At 69.8% G+C, this 24,095-nt stretch carries 26 protein-coding genes; 7 read left to right on the top strand and 19 right to left on the bottom strand.

The window, feature by feature from the left end; translation table 11 throughout:
• Positions 1 to 185: 185 nt before the first annotated feature.
• Positions 186 to 980, bottom strand: a complete 795-nt coding sequence (gene speD, locus CSC66_RS08555) for an adenosylmethionine decarboxylase (RefSeq protein WP_162376975.1) — start codon at positions 978 to 980, stop codon at positions 186 to 188.
• A gap of 136 nt (positions 981 to 1,116) precedes the next feature.
• Between speD and crp the strand changes: the two genes are divergently transcribed.
• Both crp and CSC66_RS08545 read left to right on the top strand, forming a co-directional pair.
• Entirely contained in the window at positions 1,117 to 1,806 is a 690-nt protein-coding gene (gene crp / locus CSC66_RS08550) for a cAMP-activated global transcriptional regulator CRP (protein WP_162376974.1), read from the top strand.
• A gap of 82 nt (positions 1,807 to 1,888) precedes the next feature.
• Entirely contained in the window at positions 1,889 to 2,644 is a 756-nt protein-coding gene (locus CSC66_RS08545) for a sulfite exporter TauE/SafE family protein (protein ID WP_162376973.1), read from the top strand.
• A gap of 86 nt (positions 2,645 to 2,730) precedes the next feature.
• Here the strand turns inward: CSC66_RS08545 and CSC66_RS08540 are convergent, their stop codons facing one another.
• The 13 genes from CSC66_RS08540 to CSC66_RS08480 all read right to left on the bottom strand — a co-directional run bounded on the left by CSC66_RS08540 (position 2,731) and on the right by CSC66_RS08480 (position 13,152).
• Positions 2,731 to 3,459: a haloacid dehalogenase-like hydrolase gene (locus CSC66_RS08540; RefSeq protein WP_379655892.1), complete on the bottom strand. Its 729-nt coding sequence runs from the start codon at positions 3,457 to 3,459 to the stop codon at positions 2,731 to 2,733.
• A gap of 22 nt (positions 3,460 to 3,481) precedes the next feature.
• Entirely contained in the window at positions 3,482 to 4,276 is a 795-nt protein-coding gene (trpC, locus tag CSC66_RS08535; RefSeq protein WP_162376972.1) for an indole-3-glycerol phosphate synthase TrpC, read from the bottom strand.
• Between the two features lie 93 nt (positions 4,277 to 4,369).
• Positions 4,370 to 4,711 (bottom strand): antibiotic biosynthesis monooxygenase family protein, encoded by a 342-nt coding sequence (locus CSC66_RS08530; RefSeq protein WP_162376971.1) that lies wholly within the window; start codon positions 4,709 to 4,711, stop codon positions 4,370 to 4,372.
• Positions 4,708 to 5,754, bottom strand: coding sequence for an anthranilate phosphoribosyltransferase (trpD, locus tag CSC66_RS08525; RefSeq protein ID WP_162376970.1), 1,047 nt, complete (start codon positions 5,752 to 5,754; stop codon positions 4,708 to 4,710). Before trpD ends, CSC66_RS08530 begins: the two co-directional genes overlap by 4 nt.
• A 223-nt stretch (positions 5,755 to 5,977) precedes the next feature.
• Positions 5,978 to 6,400 carry a F0F1 ATP synthase subunit epsilon gene (locus CSC66_RS08520; RefSeq protein WP_162376969.1) on the bottom strand — a complete coding sequence of 141 codons (423 nt, stop codon included), beginning with the start codon at positions 6,398 to 6,400 and terminating at the stop codon, positions 5,978 to 5,980.
• Between the two features lie 35 nt (positions 6,401 to 6,435).
• A complete protein-coding gene (atpD, locus tag CSC66_RS08515) occupies positions 6,436 to 7,833 on the bottom strand; it encodes a F0F1 ATP synthase subunit beta (RefSeq protein ID WP_162376968.1) in 1,398 nt (465 codons plus the stop codon).
• A gap of 40 nt (positions 7,834 to 7,873) precedes the next feature.
• Positions 7,874 to 8,737 (bottom strand): F0F1 ATP synthase subunit gamma, encoded by an 864-nt coding sequence (gene atpG / locus CSC66_RS08510; protein WP_162376967.1) that lies wholly within the window; start codon positions 8,735 to 8,737, stop codon positions 7,874 to 7,876.
• A gap of 86 nt (positions 8,738 to 8,823) precedes the next feature.
• A complete protein-coding gene (gene atpA, locus CSC66_RS08505) occupies positions 8,824 to 10,371 on the bottom strand; it encodes a F0F1 ATP synthase subunit alpha (protein ID WP_162376966.1) in 1,548 nt (515 codons plus the stop codon).
• Between the two features lie 69 nt (positions 10,372 to 10,440).
• Positions 10,441 to 10,968, bottom strand: a complete 528-nt coding sequence (locus tag CSC66_RS08500; RefSeq protein WP_162376965.1) for a F0F1 ATP synthase subunit delta — start codon at positions 10,966 to 10,968, stop codon at positions 10,441 to 10,443.
• 12 nt (positions 10,969 to 10,980) lie between these two features.
• Entirely contained in the window at positions 10,981 to 11,451 is a 471-nt protein-coding gene (locus CSC66_RS08495) for a F0F1 ATP synthase subunit B (protein ID WP_162376964.1), read from the bottom strand.
• Between the two features lie 101 nt (positions 11,452 to 11,552).
• Positions 11,553 to 11,843 carry a F0F1 ATP synthase subunit C gene (atpE, locus tag CSC66_RS08490; RefSeq protein WP_162376963.1) on the bottom strand — a complete coding sequence of 97 codons (291 nt, stop codon included), beginning with the start codon at positions 11,841 to 11,843 and terminating at the stop codon, positions 11,553 to 11,555.
• Positions 11,844 to 11,916: 73 nt separating this feature from the next.
• Positions 11,917 to 12,714: a F0F1 ATP synthase subunit A gene (gene atpB / locus CSC66_RS08485; RefSeq protein WP_162376962.1), complete on the bottom strand. Its 798-nt coding sequence runs from the start codon at positions 12,712 to 12,714 to the stop codon at positions 11,917 to 11,919.
• A gap of 69 nt (positions 12,715 to 12,783) precedes the next feature.
• Positions 12,784 to 13,152 (bottom strand): hypothetical protein, encoded by a 369-nt coding sequence (locus CSC66_RS08480; protein WP_162376961.1) that lies wholly within the window; start codon positions 13,150 to 13,152, stop codon positions 12,784 to 12,786.
• 345 nt (positions 13,153 to 13,497) lie between these two features.
• Here CSC66_RS08480 and CSC66_RS08475 point away from each other — a divergent pair, with 345 nt between their 5' ends.
• Entirely contained in the window at positions 13,498 to 14,343 is an 846-nt protein-coding gene (locus CSC66_RS08475; protein ID WP_162376960.1) for a hypothetical protein, read from the top strand.
• 142 nt (positions 14,344 to 14,485) lie between these two features.
• Here CSC66_RS08475 and lpdA read toward each other — a convergent pair whose 3' ends face one another.
• Both lpdA and aceF read right to left on the bottom strand, forming a co-directional pair.
• The gene (lpdA, locus tag CSC66_RS08470; RefSeq protein WP_162376959.1) at positions 14,486 to 16,630 is read right to left on the bottom strand and encodes a dihydrolipoyl dehydrogenase; all 2,145 of its coding nucleotides are present in this window, start codon (positions 16,628 to 16,630) and stop codon (positions 14,486 to 14,488) included.
• A gap of 12 nt (positions 16,631 to 16,642) precedes the next feature.
• On the bottom strand, positions 16,643 to 18,058 hold the full coding sequence (aceF, locus tag CSC66_RS08465) for a dihydrolipoyllysine-residue acetyltransferase (RefSeq protein ID WP_162376958.1): 1,416 nt from the start codon (positions 18,056 to 18,058) through the stop codon (positions 16,643 to 16,645).
• 419 nt (positions 18,059 to 18,477) lie between these two features.
• Here aceF and CSC66_RS08460 point away from each other — a divergent pair, with 419 nt between their 5' ends.
• A complete protein-coding gene (locus tag CSC66_RS08460) occupies positions 18,478 to 19,110 on the top strand; it encodes an OmpW/AlkL family protein (protein ID WP_162376957.1) in 633 nt (210 codons plus the stop codon).
• A gap of 88 nt (positions 19,111 to 19,198) precedes the next feature.
• Here the strand turns inward: CSC66_RS08460 and CSC66_RS08455 are convergent, their stop codons facing one another.
• Positions 19,199 to 19,768 carry a CcdC protein domain-containing protein gene (locus tag CSC66_RS08455; protein ID WP_238394336.1) on the bottom strand — a complete coding sequence of 190 codons (570 nt, stop codon included), beginning with the start codon at positions 19,766 to 19,768 and terminating at the stop codon, positions 19,199 to 19,201.
• Between the two features lie 58 nt (positions 19,769 to 19,826).
• On the bottom strand, positions 19,827 to 20,723 hold the full coding sequence (locus CSC66_RS08450) for a DMT family transporter (RefSeq protein ID WP_162376956.1): 897 nt from the start codon (positions 20,721 to 20,723) through the stop codon (positions 19,827 to 19,829).
• A 79-nt stretch (positions 20,724 to 20,802) separates the two neighbouring features.
• On the opposite strand from CSC66_RS08450, the gene CSC66_RS08445 reads away from it, so the two are divergent.
• From CSC66_RS08445 to CSC66_RS08435, 3 genes are all read left to right on the top strand, one after another.
• Complete coding sequence (locus CSC66_RS08445) at positions 20,803 to 21,285, top strand: YajQ family cyclic di-GMP-binding protein (RefSeq protein ID WP_162376955.1); 483 nt, start codon at positions 20,803 to 20,805, stop codon at positions 21,283 to 21,285.
• 8 nt (positions 21,286 to 21,293) lie between these two features.
• On the top strand, positions 21,294 to 21,872 hold the full coding sequence (locus tag CSC66_RS08440; protein WP_162376954.1) for a DUF1415 domain-containing protein: 579 nt from the start codon (positions 21,294 to 21,296) through the stop codon (positions 21,870 to 21,872).
• An 81-nt stretch (positions 21,873 to 21,953) separates the two neighbouring features.
• Positions 21,954 to 22,760, top strand: coding sequence for an SDR family oxidoreductase (locus tag CSC66_RS08435; protein ID WP_162376953.1), 807 nt, complete (start codon positions 21,954 to 21,956; stop codon positions 22,758 to 22,760).
• Between the two features lie 2 nt (positions 22,761 to 22,762).
• Here the strand turns inward: CSC66_RS08435 and CSC66_RS08430 are convergent, their stop codons facing one another.
• On the bottom strand, positions 22,763 to 24,070 hold the full coding sequence (locus tag CSC66_RS08430; RefSeq protein ID WP_162376952.1) for a sialidase/neuraminidase family protein: 1,308 nt from the start codon (positions 24,068 to 24,070) through the stop codon (positions 22,763 to 22,765).
• Between the last annotated feature and the right edge of the window lie 25 nt (positions 24,071 to 24,095).

The raw sequence follows: 24,095 nt of genomic DNA, 5'->3' as shown, positions 1-24,095 counted from the left end.
CGCCGCCCGGCAACGACCCCGGGGACGGGGAACAAAAAAAAAGCGGCCCGGAGCATGGCTCCGGACCGCCGTCGGTCTTGGTCCGCGGCCGGGGCCGCGCGCGGGACGTCCCGCGAATTCGTGGCGCCATCCTGGCACCGCCCGCCTGAACCACGCGCCACCCGCGGCGGCGCGCGGTTCCCCGGTCACTCGGACAGGTTGCGCCCGTGGAACAGTTCCTCGATCTCGCGCTTGAGCAGCGCTTCCACGCGCATGCGCTCCTTGAACGAGAGGTTGCGCGCCTTCTCCTCGAACAGGTACGTGTCGAGGTCGAACTCCTTCAGGTGCATCTTCGTGTGGAAGATGTTCTCCTGGTAGACGTTGACGTCGATCATCTCGTAGCGGGACTTGATGTTCTTCGCCAGGTAGTCCTGGATCGAGTTGATCTTGTGGTCGATGTAGTGCTTCTTGCCCTTGATGTCGCGGGTGAAGCCGCGCACGCGGTAGTCCATCACCACGATGTCGGACTCGAAGCTCTCGATCAGGTAGTTCAGCGCCTTCAGCGGCGAGATCACGCCGCAGGTGGCCACGTCGATGTCGGCGCGGAACGTGGCGATGCCGTTCTGCGGGTGCGTCTCCGGGTAGGTGTGCACCGTGATGTGGCTCTTGTCCAGGTGCGCGACCACCGCGTCGGAGATCACTTCCTTGCCGGCGGCCTTCTTGTCGATGACCGGCTCCTCGGAAATGAGGATGGTCACCGAGGCGCCCTGCGGGTCGTAGTCCTGCCGGGCCACGTTGAGGATGTTGGCGCCGATGATCTGGGCCACGTCGGTCAGGATCTGGGTCAGGCGGTCGGCGTTGTACGCCTCATCGATGTACTCGATGTAGCGCTGGCGCTCGTCCTCGGAGACCGCGTAGCAGACGTCGTAGATGTTGAAGCTCAGCGCCTTGGTGAGGTTGTTGAAGCCTTGCAGCCTCAGGCGCGGCAGGGGTTTGACCACGGCGGTCATGCCTCTGGAGGATGGGGAACGCGCAATTATGGGGCAAACCCGGTGACGGGGGTATGTACCCGGCGGGCCACGGTTTGCCGACCGGCGCACATACGGCTACGCTGCGGCATCCCCCGACCCCCCATCCATGAACGCCAGGAAGCCCACCACCGTGTCCCCCGTGCGCTTCGCCAGCAGTCCCCTGTCGCTGGACCAGTCCGCCGTCGAGCGGTTCCTGGCGCATTGCCAGCGCCGCCGCTACCCCAACCGTACCGACGTGTTCCGCCCGGGCGACCCGGCGGGGACCCTGTATTACGTGGTCAACGGCTCGGTCAGCATCATCGCCGAGGAAGAGGACGGCCGCGAGCTGGTGCTGGGCTACTACGGCGCCGGCGAGTTCGTCGGCGAAATGGGCCTGTTCATCGAGTCGGACAGCCGCGAGGTCATCCTGCGCACCCGCAGCGCCTGCGAGCTGGCCGAAATCAGTTACGACCGCCTGCAGCAGCTGATGCTCGGCCCGCTGTCGGCCGACGCCCCGCGCCTGCTCTATTCGATCGGCGTGCAGCTGTCGCGGCGGCTGCTGACCACCAGCCGCAAGGCCAGCCGCCTGGCCTTCCTCGACGTCACCGACCGGATCGTCCGCACGCTGCACGACCTGGCCAAGGAACCCGAGTCGATGAGCCACCCGCAGGGCACGCAGATGCGCGTGTCGCGGCAGGAGCTAGCGCGCCTGGTGGGCTGCTCGCGCGAGATGGCCGGGCGGGTCCTGAAGAAGCTGCAGGCCGACGGCCAGCTGCATGCGCGCGGCAAGACCGTGGTGCTGTACGGCACCCGCTGACCGGCCGTCGGCCGCCGGCGACCCGCCGCGGGCGGCGCCGGCGACGCCCCTCCCCGCCCCCTGCTGAACCGGCACGCCGCTGATGGAATTCGGCGAAACCTTCTTCTGGTTCGTACTCATCGGCCTGGCCGCGCAGCTGGTCGACGGGGCGCTCGGCATGGCCTATGGCCTGGTGTCCTCGTCGGTGCTGCTGGGCATGGGCCTGCCGCCGGCCCAGGTCAGCGCCAGCATCCACGCCGCCGAGGTCTTCACCACCGGCGCCTCGGGCGCCTCGCACATCGCGCTGGGCAATGTCGACCGGCGGCTGTTCCTGCGCCTGGCCATTCCGGGCGTCGTCGGCGGGGTCATCGGCGCCTACGTCCTGACCCAGCTGCCCGGCGACCTGATCCGGCCGTTCGTCTACCTCTACCTGCTGGTGCTGGCGGTCCTGATCCTGGTCCGCGCCAGCGGCCGGATGGTGCCGCGCCGGGAAGTGCGCCGGGTGCCGGTGCTGGGCTTCTTCGCCGGCCTGCTCGACGCCAGCGGCGGCGGCGGCTGGGGCCCGCTGGCCACCTCCACCCTGCTGGCCGGGGGCGGCCAGGCCCGCACCGTGATCGGCTCGGTCAACGCGGCCGAATTCGTGGTCACCCTGGCGGTGTCGATCACCTTCTTCCTGTCGATCGGCATCGAACACCTGCAGATCGTGCTCGGCCTGCTGGTCGGCGGAATGATCGCCGCGCCGGTGGCCGCGCTGCTGGTCAGGCGGGTGCGCGAAAAGTGGGTGCTGGTGGCGGTAGGCCTGCTGGTGCTGTGCATCAGCCTGTACCAGATCGGGCACGCACTGGCGCGCTTGCTGTAGGAGCCGATCCTTATCGGCGACCCGGCATCGTCGGCCACAGGCGACGCGGTCGTGGTTCCGGCGCCCGGTCGCCGATAAATCGGCTCCTACGACGGCCGCGGCGGCTCGCCCGCGCGGTCGCGGCATCCCCAGTTGAGGATCGGCGTTCCCGGCGGCAGCGCGCGCCGGAAGAACTCGACCCGGCTGCGCTTGGGATTGACCACCACCGGCTCGCGCGCGGCCAGCAGCAGCGGCAGGTCGGCCGAGGAGTCCGAGTACGCCATCTCGATGCCGGCATAACCGCGCTCGCGCAGCATCCGCACCTTTTCCTCGTTGTGGCAGTGGCGGGTGGCGATCACCGCGCCCAGCCTGGGACCGACCGCCGTGCCGACCACCGGCACGTCCTCGTGGGCGACGAAGGACAGGATCGCCCGCGCCAGCTCCGGCGGCGCGCCGGTGGCCACGACCACGCGGTCGCCCTGGGCGCGGTGACGCGCGAACACCTCCAGCGCCACCGGCAGCAGCCGGGCGGCGATCTGCTCGCGATGCCTGGCCACGTAGCGGTCGATCACCCGGTCGAAGTCGCGTGCCGCGTGCAATCCGAAGCTGCCGATCCACGCGTAGCCGGAAATGCCCCAGCGCCGGGTCGGCAGGAAGGCGACCATCGGCCCGAGCACGGGGGTGGCCAGCAACGCGGCCAGGACCCGCAGCGGGTTGCGCCGGATCAGCCAGGCGAACAGGTGGCTGCCCGAATCGCCGTCGTACAGGGTGTGGTCGAAGTCGAACACCACCAGCGGCGCATCCTCGCGCGGCGGCGGATAGGTGGTGCGTATCATGCGCGCCGTCCCATCGAATGGCTCAGCGGTCGAAGAACAGCTGCCGCAGCGCCTCGCCCGGCTCCTCGGCACGCATGAACGTCTCGCCGACCAGGAAGGCATGCACCCCGGCCGCGCGCATCCGCGCCACGTCGTCGTGGACCAGGATGCCGCTCTCGGTGACCAGCAGGCGATCGCGGGGCACCGCGGCCTTCATCTCCAGGGTCACGTCGAGCGAGACCTCGAAGGTGCGCAGGTTGCGGTTGTTGATCCCCACCAGCGGCACCGGTACCTGGATCGCGCGCTCGAGCTCGTCGATGTCGTGGACCTCGACCAGCACGTCCATGCCCAGTTCCAGCGCCAGCCCGGACAGGTCGGCCAGCTGCACGTCGTCGAGCGCGGCGACGATCAGCAGGATGCAGTCGGCGCCCAGCGCGCGGGCCTCGTGGACCTGGTACGGGTCGATGGTGAAATCCTTGCGCAGGACCGGCAGCGTGCAGGCCGCGCGGGCCTGCTGCAGGTACTCGTCCGAGCCCTGGAAGAAGTCGACGTCGGTCAACACCGACAGGCAGGAGGCGCCGCCGAACTCGTAGCCCACCGCGATCTCGGCCGGGCGGAAGTCCGGCCGGATCACACCCTTGGACGGACTGGCCTTCTTCACCTCGGCGATGACCGCCGGGTCGCCGAGGGCGATCGCCGACTGCAGCGCCGCGGCGAACCCGCGGACCGGACCGGCATCGCGCGCCCGCGCGACCACCTCGGCCAGCGGCGCGCGCGCGCTGCGCTCGGCGATCTCTTCGGCCTTGCGGGCGAGGATGGTCTGGAGGATGTCGCTCATCGGCTATCGCGGTCCGGCACGCGGCGGACGGGCATTCTCGCACGAGCCGGACGGCCCACGGATGCCGGGGATGGCCGCTCGACCGCGGCCGGGTCAGCCGGCATCGAAGTCCGCAGCGCGCTCCACCCGGGCCACCCGCAGCGCGTAGCGGGCGTACCAGTGCTGGCGCCCGTGCCGGCGGATCTCGGCGTGCTCGGCATGCAGCCGCCACGCGCGGATGGCCGCCTCGCTCTCCCAGTAGGACACGGTGATGCCGAATCCCCCGGCCTCGCGCGCGGACTCCACGCCGAGGAAGCCGGGCTGGACGGCGGCCAGCGCCATCATCCGCTCCGCCGCGGCGGCGTAGCCGGCCGGGTCTTCGCCGTTGCGCAGGGAACTGAAGACGACCGCGTAGTACGGAGGCTCGGGCAGGCGCGCGAAACCGGCGTCGCTCACGGCACCGTCGCCTGTGCGGCCAGGGTGCGGGTAGTTTCCACGTAGCGCGCCAGCGCCTGCCGCGCGCTGCCGTCGTCGATCGCACGGCGCGCGCGCACGATGCCATCGGCGATGTCCACCGCCACCCCGGCCACGTAAAGCGCGGCGGCGGCGTTGAGCACCACGATCTCGCGCGCCGGACCGGGCGCGCCATCGAGCACGCCCAGCAGCATGCCACGCGATTCGGCCGCGTCGGCGACCTTGAGGTTGCGGCTGGCCGACATGGCGATGCCGAAATCCTCCGGGTGGATCTCGTATTCGCGCACCACCCCGTCGCGCAGCTCGCCGACCATGGTCGCCGCGCCCAGCGAGATCTCGTCCATGCCATCGCGACCCCAGACCACCAGCGCCCGTTCGGCGCCCAGTTCCTGCAGCACGCGCGCCTGGATGCCGACCAGGTCGGGATGGAACACGCCCATCAGGATGTTCGGCGCGCCGGCCGGGTTGGTCAGCGGCCCGAGGATGTTGAAGATGGTGCGCACGCCCATCTCGCGCCGCACCGGGGCGACCACCTTCATCGCCGGGTGGTGGATCGGCGCGAACATGAAGCCGATGCCGCAGCGCCCGATCGACTGCGCCACCTGTTCCGGCTGCAGTTCGATCGTCGCGCCCAGCGCCTCGAGCACGTCGGCGCTGCCGGACTTGGACGAGACGCTGCGGTTGCCGTGCTTGGCCACCCGCGCGCCGGCCGCGGCGGCCACGAACATCGAGCAGGTGGAGATGTTGAAGGTGTGCGAGCCGTCGCCGCCGGTGCCGACGATGTCGACCAGGTGGGTGCGGTCGGCCACCTCCACCGTGCGCGAGAACTCGCGCATCACCTGCGCCGCGCCGGCGATCTCGCCGACCGTCTCCTTCTTCACCCGCAGGCCGGTGAGGATCGCCGCCGCCATCACCGGCGAGACGTCGCCGCGCATGATCTGCCGCATCAGACCGACCATCTCGTCGTGGAAGATCTCGCGGTGCTCGATCGTGCGCTGCAGGGCTTCCTGGGGGGTGATGGTCATGGGCATGCAGGGATCCGGGGGAACCCTGCGAGTCTAGCGCGCCGGGAACAAGGCGGATCGCCGTAGAGCGGGGCTTGCCCCGCTGCCATTGCCCGGCGATCGAGAAGCAGCGGGGCAAGCCCCGCTCTACGCAGCACGCGGCGCCACCAGCTCCGGGAACGAAAAACGCCGGCATCGGCCGGCGTCGTTCGTTGCGCAGTCCGGCGAACCGGACCAGGCGCGGTCAGTGCTTGAGGTTGCGGCGCAGGCGCTCCAGTGCCTGCAGCTGGGCGGTGACTTCGGCCAGTCGCTGCTGCGCCTCGGCCACTTCCATCGCCTCGCTGCGGTTGGCCAGCACCCGCTCGGCCTCTTCCTTGGCCTTGCGCACCGCGGCCTCGTCGATGTCCTCGGCGCGGATCGCGGTGTCGGCCAGCACGGTCACCACCTGCGGCTGCACCTCGAGGATGCCGCCGGAGATGGCGAAATCCAGGTGCGAGCCGTCGGCCAGGGTGACCACGACCTTGCCCGGCTTCAGGCGGGTGATCAACGGCGCGTGGCGCGGCGCGATGCCCAGCTCGCCCAGCTCGCCGGTGGCGACGACCAGGGTGGCCTCGCCGTGGAAGATCTCCTGCTCGGCGCTGACGATGTCGCAACGGATGGTGCTCATGGGGCCTCGCTGTGCTCAGTTCCGGAAGATCGCGATCAGGCGATCTTCTTGGCCTTCTCGACGGCTTCGTCGATGGTGCCGACCATGTAGAACGCCTGCTCCGGCAGGTGGTCGTACTCGCCGTCGACGATGCCCTTGAAGCCGCGGATGGTGTCCTTCAGCGAGACGTACTTGCCCGGCGAGCCGGTGAACACCTCGGCCACGTGGAACGGCTGGCTGAAGAAGCGCTCGATCTTGCGCGCGCGCGACACGGCCAGCTTGTCCTCTTCCGACAGCTCGTCCATGCCCAGGATCGCGATGATGTCCTTCAGCTCCTTGTACTTCTGGAGCGTGGCCTGCACGCGGCGGGCGGTGTCGTAGTGCTCGTGGCCGATGACGTTGGGGTCCAGCTGCCGGCTGGTCGAGTCCAGCGGGTCGACCGCCGGGTAGATGCCCAGCGCGGCGATGTTTCGCGACAGCACGACGGTGGCGTCGAGGTGGGCGAAGGTGGTCGCCGGCGACGGGTCGGTCAGGTCGTCCGCGGGCACGTACACGGCCTGGATCGAGGTGATCGAACCGGTCTTGGTCGAGGTGATGCGCTCCTGCAGCACGCCCATCTCCTCGGCCAGGGTCGGCTGGTAGCCCACCGCCGACGGCATGCGGCCCAGCAGCGCCGACACTTCGGTACCGGCCAGGGTGTAGCGGTAGATGTTGTCGACGAACAGCAGGACGTCCTTGCCCTTGCCCGAGGCGTCCTTCTCGTCGCGGAAGTACTCGGCCATGGTCAGGCCGGTCAGCGCGACGCGCAGGCGGTTGCCCGGCGGCTCGTTCATCTGGCCGTAGACCATCGCCACCTTGTCGAGGACGTTGGAGTCCTTCATCTCGTGATAGAAGTCGTTGCCCTCGCGGGTACGCTCGCCCACGCCGGCGAACACGGACAGGCCCGAGTGCGCCTTGGCGATGTTGTTGATCAGCTCCATCATGTTGACGGTCTTGCCAACGCCGGCGCCGCCGAACAGGCCGACCTTGCCGCCCTTGGCGAACGGGCACATCAGGTCGATGACCTTGATGCCGGTCTCCAGCAGCTCGTTGGCCGAGGACTGGTCCTCGTACGACGGCGCGCCACGGTGGATTTCCCAGTGGTCGGTCGCCTGCACGTCGCCGGCCTCGTCGATCGGGCGGCCCAGGACGTCCATGATGCGGCCCAGGGTGCCGGCGCCGACCGGCACCGAGATCGCCTTGCCGGTGTTGGTCGCCACCAGGTTGCGCTTGAGGCCGTCGGTGGAACCCAGCGCGATGGTGCGCACCACGCCGTCGCCCAGCTGCTGCTGGACTTCCAGGGTGATGGCGGTGTTGTCGACCTTCAGCGCGTCGTACACCTTCGGCACTTCGGCGCGCGGGAACTCGACGTCGACGACGGCGCCGATGATCTGAACGATCTTGCCCTGACTCATTGCTGCATTCCTCTAGATGAATTCTGTATGGCGTCGCGGCTCAGACCGCAGCGGCGCCGCCCACGATTTCGGAGATTTCCTGCGTGATCGCCGCCTGGCGGGCCTTGTTGTAGACCAGGTTCAGGGTGCCGATCAGCTTGGTCGCGTTGTCGCTGGCCGACTTCATCGCGACCATGCGCGCGGCATGCTCGGACGCCACGTTCTCCAGCACGGCCTGGTACACCAGCGACTCGATGTAGCGGGTGATCACGTGGTCCAGCACCGTGGCCGCATCCGGCTCGTAGATGTAGTCCCAGTCGTGGTTCGGCACGCCGGCAGGCGCCGCCGGCAGCGGCAGCAGCTGGTCGAACGTGGCCTTCTGGCTCATCGTGTTGACGAAGTGGTTGTAGACCACGTAAACGCGGTCGACCCTGCCCTCGGTGTACGCGTCGAGCATGACCTTGATCACGCCGACCAGGTCGTCCAGGTGCGGCACGTCGCCCAGGTGGGAGACGCTGCCGACCATGTTCACCTTGATGCGGCGGAAGAAGGCCTGCGCCTTCTGGCCGATGGTGACCATGTCGACCTCGACGCCCTGTTCACCGAACTGGCGCACGTCGCCCAGCAGCTTGCGGAACAGGTTGTTGTTCAGGCCGCCGGCCAGGCCGCGGTCGGACGAGACGACGATGTAACCGACCCGCTTGACCTCGCTGCGCTCGACCAGGAACGGATGCTGGTAATCGGTATTGGCCTGGGCCAGGTGGCCGATCACCTGCTTCATCGCCTGCGCGTAGGGACGCGAGGTGCGCATGCGCTCCTGCGCCTTGCGGATCTTGGAGGCCGAGACCATTTCCAGCGCGCGCGTCACCTTGCGGGTGTTCTGCACGCTCTTGATCTTGGTTTTGATTTCGCGTCCGCCAGCCATCTCTTCTTCCCGTGTGGCAGGCCGCCTGGCCCGCCGTTGGACTTGGTTCCGTCACCGCGCGGGCCGTGGCCCGCCGATGTCGCGGCTTACCAGGTGCCGGTCTGCTTGAACTCGGCGATGCCCTTCTTGAACGCCGCCTCGATCTCGTCGTTCCAGCCACCGGTGCCGTTGATCTGGTCGACCAGCGCGCCGGCGGTGTTGGCGAAGTGGGCGTGCAGGCCCTCCTCGAACGCGCCGATCTTGGCCACCGGCACGTCGTCCAGGTAGCCCTCGTTGACCGCGTAGATCGACAGCGCCTGGTTGGCGATGGACATCGGCTGGTACTGCTTCTGCTTCATCAGCTCGGTCACGCGCTGGCCGCGCTCGAGCTGCTTGCGGGTGGCTTCGTCCAGGTCCGAGGCGAACTGCGCGAAGGCCGCCAGCTCGCGGTACTGCGCCAGCGAGATGCGGATGCCGCCCGACAGCTTCTTGATGATCTTGGTCTGGGCGACGCCGCCGACGCGCGACACCGAGATGCCGGCGTTCACCGCCGGGCGGATGCCGGCGTTGAACAGGTCGGTTTCCAGGAAGATCTGGCCGTCGGTGATCGAGATCACGTTGGTCGGCACGAACGCCGACACGTCGCCGGCCTGGGTCTCGATGATCGGCAGCGCGGTCAGCGAACCGGTCTTGCCCTTCACTTCGCCCTTGGTGAACTGCTCGACGTACTCCTCGGACACGCGCGCGGCGCGCTCCAGCAGGCGCGAGTGCAGGTAGAACACGTCGCCCGGGTAGGCTTCGCGGCCCGGCGGGCGGCGCAGCAGCAGCGAGATCTGGCGGTAGGCCACGGCCTGCTTGGACAGGTCGTCGTAGACGATCAGCGCGTCTTCGCCGCGGTCCATGAAGTACTCGCCCATGGTGCAGCCGGAGTAGGCGCTGATGTACTGCATCGCGGCCGACTCGGAGGCGGTGGCGGCCACGACGATCGTGTGGGCCAGGGCGCCGTTCTCTTCCAGCTTGCGCACGATGTTGGCGACGGTCGAGGCCTTCTGGCCGATCGCCACGTACACGCACTTGATGCCGGTGTTCTTCTGGTTGATCACCGCGTCGATCGCCAGCGCGGTCTTGCCGGTCTGGCGGTCGCCGATGATCAGCTCGCGCTGGCCGCGGCCGATCGGGATCATCGCGTCGACCGTCTTGTAGCCGGTCTGGACCGGCTGGTCGACCGACTTGCGCCAGATCACGCCCGGGGCGACGCGCTCGACCGGGGCGGTCTGCGCCGCGCCGATCGGGCCCTTGCCGTCGATCGGCTCGCCCAGCGCGTTGACGACGCGGCCCAGCAGTTCGCGGCCGACCGGCACTTCCAGGATGCGGCCGGTGGTCTTGGCCACGTCGCCTTCGCGCAGGTGCTCGTAGTCGCCCAGGACCACGGCGCCGACCGAGTCGCGCTCCAGGTTCAGCGCCAGGGCGAAGGTGTTGCCCGGCAGCTCGATCATTTCGCCCTGCATCACGTCGGCCAGGCCGAAGATGCGCACGATGCCGTCGGACACCGAGGTCACGGTGCCTTCGTTGCGGGCTTCAGCCGACAGCTTGACCTGCTCGATGCGGGTCTTGATCAGGTCGCTGATTTCGGAGGGGTTGAGCGTGGTAGCCATTTGGATTCCTTGGAGTCGCGGCCGGGGGCTTGGCGACCTGAAAAGTGAACTGTCTGGTGCAGCGTCCGGTCAGCCCGCCAGCGCCGTCTGCAGGCGCGCGAGCTTGCCCTTGAGCGAGCCATCGATCACCACGTCGCCGGCGTCGATGACCGCGCCGCCGATCAGGCTGGCATCGACCGCCGACTCCAGCTCGACCTCGCGGCCGAAGCGCTGCTGGAGCGCTCCGCGCAACCTGGCCAGCTCCGGCGGCGACAGCTCGACGGCGGAGGTGACGGTGGCCCGCACCACGCGCTGGTCTTCGGCGCGCAGCTGCTCGTAGAGGCCTGCGACCTCGGCCAGCAGCGGCAGGCGCCCGGCGTCGGCGAGCAGGCCCAGGAAGCGGGTGAACGCCGCCTCGGCGCCCTGCGGCGCCAGCAGCGCGACCGCCTGGTCGCGTTGCAGCTCCGGATTGAGCAGCAGGCCGGCTACGCGCGGATCGGCGGCGACCTGGGCGGCGAAGCCCAGCGCCTGCGACCACGCGTCCACGCGACCTTCGTCGCGGGCGGCCGCATAGGCGGCGCGTGCGTAGGGACGGGCGAGGGTGAGGGCCTGGCTCATGTCAGCTCCCGGTCAGAGCTGCGCGGCCAGATCGTCGATCAACGCCTTGTGGGCGTTGGCGTCGATCTCGCGGCGGAGCAGCTTTTCGGCGCCGTTCACGGCCAGCACGGACACCTGCTTGCGCAGGTCCTCGCGGGCGCGGTTGGCGGACGCGTCGATCTCTGCCTGGGCGATCGCCTTCTGGCGGCCGGCCTCGGCGAGCGCTTCCTCGCGCGCGGCGTCCACGATCTGGTTGGCGCGCGCGTGGGCCTGGTCGATGATCTCGTTGGCCTTGACGCGGGCTTCCTTCAGCAGCTCGTTGACCTTGTCCTGCGCCTGCGCCAGGTCCTTCTGGCTGCGGTCGGCCGCGGCCAGGCCCTCGGCGATCTTCTGCTGGCGCTCCTCGATGGCCTTGAGCAGCGGCGGCCAGATCTTGGTGGCGATCAGCCAGATCAGCGCGGCAAAGGCCAGCGCCTGGGCGAAAAGGGTCAGATTGATGCTCATTGGTGCGCTCTGCCTGTGGTGACGGGGCCGACGGCTGTGCCGGCCAGCCCCTGCATCCTGTCAGCGCCCGTGCGGATGCGCGGGCGCCACCCGACGCTCGATCAGCCGCCCAGCTGGGCCAGGAACGGCGCGACGAACGGCGAGGCGAAGGCGAACAGCAGGCCGACGGCGACCGAGATGATGAACGCGGCGTCGATCAGGCCGGCGGTGATGAACATGCGGACCTGCAGGACCGGGATCAGCTCCGGCTGGCGCGCGGCCGACTCCAGGAACTTGCCGGCCATGATGGCCAGACCCAGGCCGGCGCCCAGCGCGGCCAGGCCGATCATGATGCCGATGGCCAGAACGGTCGAAGCCTGGACGGAAGCGAGGGCGGTCAGTGCGATTTCCATGGTTTTCTCCGGAGCGGATTGCTTTAAGTGAAGCGGTGAAGGGAAAGGTGAAGCGTGAAATCGGGAGGTAACGTCAGTGGCTGTCTTCGGACAGGCTCAGGTACACGATCGACAGCATCATGAAGATGAACGCCTGCAGCGGGATCACCAGCAGGTGGAAGATCATCCAGCCGAAGCCGAAGGCCGCGCCGGCGAACATGCCGGCGATGCCGGCGCCGCCCAGCACCCAGATCAGCAGGAACACGATCTCGCCGCCGAACATGTTGCCGAACAGTCGCATCGCCAGCGAGATCGGCTTGCTCAGCCACTCGACGATGTTGAGGATGAGGTTGAACGGCATCATCCACTTGCCGAACGGCGCGGTCAGGAACTCCAGGGTGAAGTGCCCCAGGCCCTTGGCGCGCAGCGCGAAGAAGATCATCAGGAAGAACACGCTGATCGACATGCCCAGCGTGGCGTTCACGTCGGCGGTCGGTACCGGCTTCCAGTAGTGCACGCCGACCCAGCCCAGCGGGATCGCGAAGAAGTCCGCCGGGATCATCTTCAGCAGGTTCATCAGCAGGATCCAGAAGAACAGGGTGATCGCGATCGGCGTCACCAGCTTGCTGGTCCCGTGGTAGGTGTCGCGCGCCTGGCGGTCGACGAACTCCAGGCAGATCTCGACGAAGGCCTGCCACTTGCCCGGCACCCCGGCGGTGGCCTTGCGGGTGGCGAGCCAGAAGATGAACACCATGAACAGGCCCATCAGCAGCGCGGTCACGAAGGTGTCCACGTGCAGCGTCCAGAAGCTCCCCTCGCCCAGGTGCGCGACCTGGTTCTGCAGGTGGTGCTGGATGTAGCTGGTTGGGGTCAGTTCCGCCTCAGCCGCCATGGGTCCCGTTTTCCTGTTCTAACCGCTTGAATGAGATGGTTCGGATGCGCTTGCCGGTGCCGCACTGGGTCAGCGGGCCAATGCCAGGGCCAGGACCTGCGCCGCCAGCACTGCCACCGCCGCGGCCAGCATCGGCAGCGCGGGCAGCCCCAGGGCGACCACGCCCAGCGCCAGCGCCGCGACCAGGACCAGCCACTTGGCCAGCACCCCGGCCACCAGCCTGGCCAGCGCCGGAAGCGCGGCGTCCACGCCGCCTCCCAGCGCGATCCGGGCCGAGAACCACCCGGCCAGGACCACCGCCCCGCCGCCCACCAGCGCCGCCACCGACCAGTGCGGGCCCTGCCAGAGGCAGGCCAGCGCGACCAGGAGCGTCGCCCCCACCTGCCAGGCAATCGCGCGACCGGCCTGTCGCCGGCCTGCGGCAACGGAGTTCAGCACGTGATGGTTACCTGCGGGAGTAAGCGGTAGGCAGGCATGAAACGCGCCCTGCCGAGCCGCAAAAGTATAGCAGTGGGACATTTTCGGGGACAACCGGCGGAGGTTGGGGCGGGCGCATGGAACTTCCCCGCCTGGCGCGGGTCGGTTCCTCTGCCGTGGCGGAGAACCTCGTCGGTCCAGCGCGGCACCCCAAGCCCCGGCCCCCACCGGGGCTTTCTATTGGACGGCGTTGGCGCGCGTTGGAGTGTCGATGAACGACTTTCACGTCGTATCGATGCGCGCATCACGGCCTGTGGACCACCCGGCCTGAATAGTCGGAGCCCCCCCGCGCCCCGAGAGCCACCCATGACCCATGCCGCCCGCCGCCGCTCCCTCTTCCCGGTCCTGCTCGCCGCCGCACCTGCGTTGTCGCTGGCCAGCATCGCCGCACACGCCCAGGACCAGGAAGGCGACCGCTTCACCCTGCGGGTCGGCGCGATGAGCGCGTCCGCCGACAGCACGCTGTCGGCCGAGACCACCTTCATGGACGAACGCTACCGCTTCTCGGAGAACGTGGATTTCGGCAGCGACGAGTGGGTGCCGCGGATCGACGGCGTGTTCCGCTTCGGCGACCGCCACCGCCTGGTGTTCGACTACTTCAACTACGACAAGAAGCGGCGCGAGTCGCTGGACGAGGACGTCTCGTTCGACGACATCACCATCCCGGCCGGCAGCTTCGCCCGTGCCGAACTCGACTTCCAGCTGGCCAGCCTGCTCTACGACTATGCGGTGGTGGAGAACGAGGACTTCAGCCTGGGCCTGCAGATCGGCGCCGAATGGGCCAAGGCCGAGGCCAGCCTGCTGGCCGAGGCCGGCGACGAGCGCTGGAGCGACCGCGCCAGCGAGGACGGCTATGCGCCGGTGGTCGGCGTGCGCTTCACCGCGCGCCCGGGCGATCGCTGGCTGCTCAACCTGCAGGGCCAGTACCTGGACGCCGGCTGGGGCGACTTCGGCGACTACGACGGCAGCATCAGCCGCATCAACGCGGTCGCCGAGTACCGCTTCACCGACAACTTCGGCCTGTTCGGTGGCTACGAGTGGTACCGGCTGGACGTCAAGCGCGACGTGCGCGGCGATTTCATCGAGGACGGCATCGTCGGCTGGGACCAGCGGTTCAAGGGCCCGGTCGTGGGCGTGACGCTGGCGTTCTGACGCGCGACGCGCGTCAGAACCCCAATGTTTGCTTCGGCAAACATTGGGCCCCGGCTTGGCGTCTTCCACATCCCCGCGCCTGCCGGCGCGCCCCCTTGACTCAAGGGGGCTTGTCCCGTTCAAGCAGCGCTGAGCGCTCCGATCACTTCTTCTTCGGGATGTAGAGGTCGGTGATCGTGCCCTCGTACACCTCGGCCGCCATCGCCACCGTCTCGCCCAGGGTCGGGTGCGGGTGGATGGTCGCGCCGATGTCGCCGGCCTCGGCGCCCATCTCGATCGCCAGCGCCAGCTCGGAGATCAGGTCGCCGGCGTGCACGCCGGTGATGCCCGCGCCGATGATGCGGTGGGTGTGTTCGTCGAAGATCAGCTTGGTGAAGCCCTCGCCGCGGCCGATGCCGACCGCGCGCGCCGACGCCACCCACGGGAACTTGCCTACGCCGATCTTCAATCCCTTGGTCTTGGCTTCGGTCTCGGTGACGCCGACCCAGGCGATCTCCGGATCGGTGTAGGCCACCGACGGGATCACCCGCGCCACCCATTCCTTCTTCTCGCCGGCGGCCACTTCGGCGGCCAGCTTGCCCTCGTGGGTGGCCTTGTGCGCCAGCATCGGCTGGCCCACCAGGTCGCCGATGGCGAAGATATGCGGCACGTTGGTGCGCATCTGCCGGTCGACCGGGATGAAGCCGCGGTCGGTGACCTGCACCCCGGCCTTGTCCGCATCGAGCTTGCCGCCGTTGGGCGCGCGGCCCACAGCGACCAGCACGCGGTCCCAGGTGCCCGAGTCCAGCTCGGGCTTCTGGCCTTCGGTGGCGCTCTCGAACGAGACGGTGATGCCCTTCTTCGAGGCTTCGACCTTGGCCGCCTTGGTCTTCAGGTGCACGACCACGCCCTGCTTCTTCAGGCGGTCGGCCAGCGGCTTGACCATGTCCTTGTCGGCGCCGGGCATCAACTGGTCCATGAACTCGACCACGGTGACTTCCGCGCCCAGGGCGCGATACACGGTGGCCATCTCCAGGCCGATGATGCCGCCGCCGACCACCAGCAGCGACTTCGGCACCTCGGCCAGCTGCAGCGCGTCGGTGGAATCCATCACCCGCGGGTCGTCCCATGGGAAGTTCGGCAGCTTCACCGCCTGCGACCCGGCGGCGATGATGCACTGCTCGAAGCGCAGCAGCTGGGTCTTGCCGTCGGCGCCGGCGATCTCGAGTTCGTTCGGCGAAACGAACTTCGCCACGCCCTGCACGGTGCGCACCTTGCGCTGCCTGGCCATGCCGGCCAGGCCCTTGGTGAACTGGCCGACGACCTTGTCCTGCTTGAAGCCGCGCAGCTTGTCGAGGTCGATCTTCGGCTTGCCGAAGCTGATGCCGATGTCGTCCGAATGCGACGCTTCCTCGATCAATGCGGCCGCATGCAGCAGCGCCTTGGACGGGATGCAGCCGACGTTGAGGCAGACGCCACCCAGGGTGTCGTAGCGCTCGACCAGCACCGTATGCAGGCCCAGGTCGGCGGCGCGGAACGCGGCGGTGTAGCCGCCCGGGCCCGAACCGATGACCACGATCCGGCATTCGAGGTCGGCCGGCTTGCCGGTGCCCAGCGCCGGCTTGGGCGCCGGCGGTTCGGCCGGTGCGCGATGCGACGGCGCGACCGGCGGCTTGCTGCCCGGCGCGGCGGCGGCGGGTGCGCCACCGGCCGATTCGAGCACCGCGACCACGTCGCCCTGCGACAGCGCGTCGCCGAGCTTGACCTTCAGCTCCTTGACCACGCCATCGGCGGTGGACGGCACTTCCAGCGTGGCCTTGTCCGACTCCAGCGTGACCAGGCCCTGGTCCTTCTTGACCGTGTCGCCGACCTTGACCAGCACCTCGATCACCGGCACGCCGCTGTAGTCGCCGATGTCAGGCACCTTGACCTCGACCGGGCCGGACGCGGCAGCGGCTGGCGCAGCAGGAGCCGGCGTCGCGGCAGGGGTCGATGCGGCAGCCGGAGCCGGTGCGCTCGGCGCCGCGGCAGGCGCTGCGGGCTTGGGCGCGGCAGGCGCCGCGGCACCTGCGGCTTCCAGCACGACGACCACGCCGCCTTCGGACAGCCGGTCGCCGACCTTGACCTTGATCTCCTTCACCACGCCGTCGGCCGACGACGGTACTTCCAGCGTCGCCTTGTCCGATTCCAGCGTGACCAGGCCCTGGTCCTTCTTCACCGGGTCGCCGACGGCGACCAGCACTTCGATCACCGGCACATCGCTGTAGTCGCCGATGTCCGGGACCTTCACTTCGATCGTGTTCGCCATGGTCGCGTCCCCTTACAGCAGCACGCGGCGCATGTCCGCGAGGACCTGGGCCAGGTAGCTGGTGAAGCGCGCGGCGGCTGCGCCGTCGATCACGCGGTGGTCGTAGCTCAGCGACAGCGGCAGGGTCAGGCGCGGCACGAACTGCTTGCCGTCCCACACCGGCTGCTGGCTCGACTTGGACACGCCGAGGATCGCCACCTCCGGCGCATTGATGATCGGGGTGAACGCGGTGCCGCCGATGCCGCCCAGCGAGCTGATCGAGAAGCAGCCGCCGCTCATGTCGGCCGGGCCGAGCTTGCCGTCGCGCGCCTTCTTCGCCAGTTCGCCCATCTCCTGCGCGATCTGCAGCACGCCCTTCCTGTCGACGTCGCGGATCACCGGCACGACCAGGCCGTTCGGCGTGTCGGCGGCGAAGCCGATGTGGACGTACTTCTTCAGCGTCAGGTTCTCGCCGGTCGCGTCGAGCGAGGCGTTGAAGTCCGGGAACTGCTTCAGGGCCGCGGCGCTGGCCTTGAGCAGGAAGGCGAGCATCGTCAGCTTGACGCCGGACTTGGCCTTTTCCTGCTCGGCGTTGAGCTGCACGCGCAGCGCTTCAAGCTCGGTGATGTCGGCCTGGTCGAACTGGGTCACGTGCGGGATGACCGCCCAGTTGCGCGCCAGGTTGGCGCCGGAGATCTTCTTGATCCGCGACAGCGGCTGGGTCTCGACCTCGCCGAACTTGCTGAAGTCGACCTTCGGCCACGGCAGCAGGTTCAGGCCGCCACCGCCGGCGACTGGCGCGGCGCCCGCTGCGGCGGGCACGCCGCCGGCCAGTGCGGCCTTGACGAAGCGCTGCACGTCTTCCTTCGAGATGCGGCCACCGCGCTCGCTGCCCTTGACCTGGGCCAGGTCCACGCCCAGCTCGCGCGCGAACAGGCGCACGGCCGGGCTCGCGTACGGCACCTGGTCGGGCAGCACGCTGGCGGCGCCGAATTCCACCGGCGGGGTGCGCGGCGCGGCTTCCGGATCGCTGCCGCCGCCGGCCGGCGGCGCCTGCACCTGCGCGATTTCGCGCTGGGCGAGCTTGTCGGGCTCGGCCGCCACCGCGACCGGCTCGACCTTGGCGCCGGTTTCGGCGGTCTTGACCGGCGCGGCGGGCGCCTCGGCCTTCGCGGGGGCGGCGGCCTTGGCCGCCGGCGCGGCGCCGTCGGCCGCCTCGATCAGCGCGACCACGCTGCCTTCGGACAGGGTGTCGCCGAGCTTGACCTTGAGTTCCTTGACCACGCCCGCGAACGGCGCGGGCACTTCCAGCGTGGCCTTGTCCGACTCCAGCGTGACCAGCCCCTGGTCCTTGGCCACGGTGTCGCCGACGGCGACCAGGACTTCGATGACGGGGACGTCGCTGTAATCCCCGATGTCGGGGACGCGCGCTTCCTTGATTTCGGCCATGCCAGGACTCCGGCGGTACGTGTGTGGGGAAAGACCCCTATTGTGTCCGCCTGCGCGCCCCCCCGCCAACCTTTGCCGGCTGCGTCGTGGCGTCGCGCCGGCCTGTCCCGCGACAGGTTTCAGTGGAGACCATCGCCCCGGCCCGCACCACCCGTCAGTACGCCGGCGCATGTGCAAGGGTCTGTCGCGCGCCGCAGGCTGCGCACCGCGTGAGCGCCGTGCGACGCGGTTCCTCACGCGGCGATCAGCTGCATGAACTGCCGCGAGCGTGCCGGACGCGTATTTCCAATGGATTCGGCCGGGTGGCTGAACCGGATGCGCCGCGTGCGCGCGCATGCGGGGTTCCGTTCATGGGCGCGCCTATAGGGTCTGCCGCGCCCACTCCAGGGCATCAATAACAACGAAGCAGGAGACTTCCCATGCGGACCTTTCGAATCCTGAGCCTGGCCCTGATCACCTCGCTGGCCGCGTCGCCGGCTTTCGCCCAGGACACCTCCACCGACACCGGCAGCGCCGCCGGCAAGCGCTTTGCCGTGGTCGGCGGCTACACCCACCTCGACCCCAAGACCGACGCCGCACCGGGCCTGAAGGTCGACGGCGACGGCGCGCCGACCCTGAGCGCCAGCTGGTATGCCACCGACAACTTCGCGGTCGAGCTGTGGGGCGCGGCGGACAAGTTCAACCACCGCGTGCGCGGCGACGGCGTCGGCAAGATCGGCACGGTCGAGCAGCAGCCGATCGCGCTGAGCGGCCAGTGGCACTTCGGCCAGGCGGACAACGTGTTCCGTCCGTTCGTGGGCCTGGGCTACTACGAGTCGAACTTCAGCAACGAGGACATCGCCGGCGGCGGTCCGCACGTGGGCCTGGAAACGGCCAAGGGCGCGATCGGCACGGTCGGCCTGGACATGAACATCAACGAGACCTGGTTCGCCCGCACCGACGTGCGCTACATGCACTCGCGTCCGGAGCTGCGCGTGGCCGGCGAGGGCACCGGCCAGGAGCTGAAGCTGGACCCGTGGACCGTGGGCGTGGGCCTGGGTGCCCGCTTCTAAGCCAAGCGACCACCCTGGCAGCAGCATGGAAAGGGCCCGGACACGGGCCCTTTCCTTTTTCCCCGCAGCCGCGAGCGCGGCGCCGGCCTCAACGCGGTGAACGGTCGTAGCCGCGGTATCGCTCGAACCGGCGCGCGCGCCGGTGCAAGCCGAAGGCCTGCGCCGTCGCGTAACCCAGCAGCAATGCCGCGACGGCGAGCAGGCCCGCATGGCTGAGCCAGCCGCTTTCCGGCCAGGTCGCGCCGTACAACCAGACCCGCGTCGCCTGGACGATGCCGGCCACGATGCGCGCGGCGACGAGCAGGGTCAGCGCCAGCACCAGCCAGCGGTTGGACTGGTAGTAAAGGCCCTGCGGCGTCGCCTCGAAGCGCGTGATCGCGTGCCCGAACGCACCCAGCAGCAGCCCGGCCAGCCAGGCGATGGCGCAGTGCCGCCAGGCCGCCGGCCAGAAGAACCCGGCCACCAGCACCGATACGGCGAAGAGCGCAGTGGACGCCAGCGACGTCCACCACCCCAGAGCCAGCATCCAGCTCCACGCGCGCCGTCGCGCACTGCCCGCGCGGTAGCGCTGCCAGAGCAGCCATGGCAACAGCGCGAGCGAGAGGACCAGCAGCAGCGCCAGCAGGGGCAGGGCGAGCAGCAACAGCACCAGCAGCATCCGGCGGCACCTGTTCCGGGTCGTGCGCCCAGCTTACCCTTGGCGCCCGCGGCGGCCGCTACAGCGAATCGATCGGCGCCGCGCGCTCCGCGCCGACCGTGCGTTCGCGGCGCAGCAGGTACAGGCCGCTGGCGACGATGATCGCCGCACCGATCCAGGTGGTGGCGTCGGGCAAGGTGCGCCAGAACAGCCAGTCCCAGGCGATCACCCAGACCAGCCCGGTGTACTCCAGCGGCGCGATCAGCGAGGCGTCGCCGCACATGAAGGCACGGGTGAGCGCGATCTGCCCCAGCGCACCGGCCAGGCCCATGCCCAGGATCAGCGCGGTGTGGTCCCAGCGCAGCGGCACCCAGCCGGGGATCGCCGCCAGGCCGGCACCGACCGCCATGATCGCCAGGAACCAGACCACCATCGACTGCGGGGTGTCGGTCCGGGTGAGCAGGCTGACCGTGACCGCGGCGATGGCATAGGCCGTGGCGGCCAGCAGCACCATCAGACCCGGGAACGAGACGATCCCGTCCACCCCCGGCCGCAGCACCACCACTACCCCCACCAGGCCGATGGCGATGGCCGTCCAGCGGCGCGGGCCGACCTTCTCGCCGAGCAGCGGCACCGACAGCGCCGCCACCAGCAGCGGCGCGACGAAGTAGATCGAGTAGGCCGTGGACAACGGCATCCGCTTCAGCGCGAACACGAAGCAGCCGATCATCACCATGCCCAGCACGCCGCGCAGCAGGTGCAGGCCCCAGCGCACCGGCACGATCGAGCGCGCACCGGCGGTGGCCAGCACCCAGACCAGCACGAACGGCAGCGATGCCGCGCCGCGCAGCATCGTCACCTGCAGCGGCGGATAGTGCGCGGCGAGCTGCTTCATGCCGGCATCCATCAGCGAGAAAGTGGCGACGGCAGCGAGCATCCAGCCGATGGCGGCCAGCGGGGAACGGATCGGGGACATGCCTGCATTATCGCCCGCCGCGCGCCGGCCGGGCACGCATCGGCGCTAGAATGCGCGCCTGCCCCGACGGACCACGAGCATGCCCTCCTTCGACGTCGTTTCCGAAGTCGACTCCCACGAGCTGACCAACGCGGTCGACCAGGCCAGCCGCGAACTCACCACCCGCTTCGACTTCAAGGGCGTGGACGCGAAGTTCGTGCTGGAGGAAAGCGTGGTCAGCCAGTCCGCGCCCAGCGACTTCCAGCTCAAGCAGATGACCGACATCCTCAAGCAGCGGCTGACCGCGCGCGGCATCGACGTGCGCTGCCTGGAGTTCGGCGACGTGGAGACCAACCTGGCCGGGGCCCGGCAGAAGGTCACGATCAAGCAGGGCATCGAGCGCGAGACCGCCAAGAAGATCCAGGCCGCGCTCAAGGACGCCAAGCTCAAGGTCGACAGCCAGATCAACGGCGACAAGCTGCGCGTGAACGGCAAGAAGCGCGACGACCTGCAGGAGGCGATCGCCCTGCTGCGCAAGGCCGACTTCGGCATCCCGCTGCAGTTCGAAAACTTCCGCGACTGAGCCTGGCCATGAACGCCGACCACGACAGCCTGCAGCCCGGCGAGGAAGAGGCGCTGGGACTCACCCGCCGCTGGCTGGAGCGGGCGGTGATCGGCCTGAACCTGTGCCCGTTCGCCAAGGCGGTGTACGCCAAGCAGCAGGTGCGCTTCGTCTATAGCGACGCGACCACGCCCGAACAGCTGATCGAGCAGCTCGGCGAGGAGCTGCTGCTGCTGCGCGACACCCCGGCCGACCAGATCGACACCACCCTGCTGGTGCACCCGCACGTGCTGCAGGACTTCCTCGACTACAACGACTTCCTCGAACAGGCCGACGCCCTGGTCGAGGTACTGGAACTGGACGGCGAACTGCAGGTGGCCAGCTTCCATCCGGACTACCAGTTCGCCGACAGCGGCCCGGACGACATCGAGAACTACAGCAACCGCGCGCCGTACCCGACCCTGCACCTGCTGCGCGAGGACAGCGTCAGCCGCGCGGTGGACGCCTATCCGGACCCGGATTCGATCATCGAGCGCAACTACGCGACGCTGCGCGAGCTCGGCCATGCCGGCTGGAAGGCGCTGTTTCCGCCACGCGACGCCGGCTGACCCGGGGGCGGCGTCGCGCCTGGCTGCACCGCCTGCACGCCGCCTGCGCGACACTGGCCCGGCACCCCACGGAGCCCCGCCATGTCCTTGGTCCCGCCGATCCGTCCCTGGAATCCCGCGCCGTTGCAGGACCGCGTGGTGCTGGTCACCGGCGGCGCCCAAGGCATCGGTCGCGGCATTGCCCAGGCGGTGATCGGCGCCGGCGGCAGCGTTGTGATCGGCGACCTCGATGCCGACGCCGGCCGCGCCTGCATCCGCGAATGGGGCGCGCCGGCGCGCGCCCTGTTCCGGCGCCTGGACGTGGCCAGCGAGCGCAGCGCGGCCGCTTTCGCCGCCGCGGCGCTGGAGCGCTTCGGCCGCATCGATGGCCTGGTCAACAACGCCGGCCTGCCCGACCCGCACATGCCGTCGCTGGACGCGCTGGACCTCGGTGAGTGGAACCGGCGCCTGTCCAGCCTGCACGGCGCCTTCCTGTGCAGCCGGCATGCGCTGCCCGCGCTGCGCCAGGCCGACGGCGGCGGCGCCATCGTCAACATCGCCTCCACCCGCGCCCACCAGTCCGAGCCGCACAGCGAGGTCTACGCCGCGGCCAAGGGCGGCCTGCTGGCCTTCACCCACGCCCTGGCCGTGAGCGAGGGGCCGCGGGTGCGGGTGAACTGCATCAGCCCGGGCTGGATCGCCACCGAGGCCTGGCGCGGGCCGGCGCGGCGGCGCCGGCCGAAGCTGTCGCGGAGCGACCACGGCCAGCATCCGGCCGGGCGCGTCGGCACGCCGGAGGACATCGCAACCCTGGCGGTCTGGCTGCTGGCACCCGCGCTGTCGGGTTTCGTCACCGGCCAGGAGTTCATCGCCGACGGCGGCATGGGCCGGAAGATGCAGTACGCCTGAGCTCAGCGCACCACCGCGCCGCGCAGCACCGGCGCGCCCGCCTCCACGTCGGTCCACGCCAGCCACGCGGCGCCATCGGCCCACTGCAGCCGCGGCAAGCCACTGGCGCGGCCGCGCGCGTGCAGGGTGGCCACCTGCACCACCGCCGGCGATGCCAGGTCCGGCGCATAGCGCGCCAGGCGCAGGACCTGGCCGCCCTCTCCCGCCTCCTCCAGCCAGGCCGCATGCACGTGCCCGCCGCCCTGCGCCAGGGCGACCCGGCCCAGCACCTGCGGCCCGCGCGCCAGCACCACCGGCGGATCGAAGCGGCCACCGGCGTCGCGCGAATGCGCCAGGCGCAGTTCCGGCACGGCCTCGGCCTCGGTGTACCAGGCCACCCACACGTCCTGATCCTCGGCCGCCACCGCCGGGCCGTTCACCGGACACCCGGGGAAATGCCAGCCATCGCGATGCACGTCGCGCGGCGCGGTCCAGGTGCCGTCAGGCTGCAGGCGCACGATGCGCGTGTCGCGGATCTCGCCGGCGCCGCGGCCGCGGTAGACCACGACCACGCCGCGTGCGGTCTGCGCCGAAGCCGTGGTGCAGCAGTCGCAGGTGGACGCGTCCAGCGGCCACTCCGCCTGCTGGCCGCCGTCCGGCCCGTGCACCGCGGCACGCAGCATCATCGCCGCGGCGCCACCGTGGTGGCCGTCGTGGCCTTCGGTCTCGCCTGCCGCCGCCTTCTGCCGGCTGTCCAGCCAGGCCAGGCCGAGGCGGTCATCGCCGGCGCGCCAGAACGTGGTGAAGCCGTGGTCGCCGCGACCGCGCGGATGGACCGGCGCGCTGCGCTGCCAGTGGCGGCCCCCGTCATCCGAGCGCACCAGGGCGATGCCGTAGTCCATGCGTGACGGGCCGGTGCGCTCCAGCCAGTGCGCCCACAGCGAGCCGTCGGCCAGCGCCTGCACCCGCGGGGTGTCGGCCCAGTTCACGAACCAGCCCTCGCCTTCGGCCACGGCCAGGGTCGGCGCCCACCCGGTTTCCCCGGCGAGTGTCGCCGCCAGCTGCAGGCGGTGGCCCCGCTCTCCCGCCGGCTCGACCCAGCTGAGCAGCAGGCGGCCATCCGGCGCCCGCACGAGGTCCGGTTGTGCGGCGCCCGCCGGCGCGGGCAGCGGCCAGTCCGTGGCCACCGGAACCCCGGGCGGGGCGGTCTCCGCTGCCGGCACCGCGGCCTCGCGCGAGCAGCCGGCCAGCGACAGGACCGGCAGCATCACGGAAGCCAGGACGGCGATCCACACGCCATGCGCGATTCGTACGGGATGGATCGGAAACATGACTGCTCCTCGCTCGTTGCGTTCC

Origin of the sequence: Pseudoxanthomonas kaohsiungensis (assembly GCF_010211765.1) — a bacterium.
Classification (GTDB): Bacteria; Pseudomonadota; Gammaproteobacteria; order Xanthomonadales; family Xanthomonadaceae; genus Pseudoxanthomonas; species Pseudoxanthomonas kaohsiungensis.
Note: the sequence above shows the minus strand (reverse complement) of the source record. Positions and strands in the feature narration are given on the sequence as shown.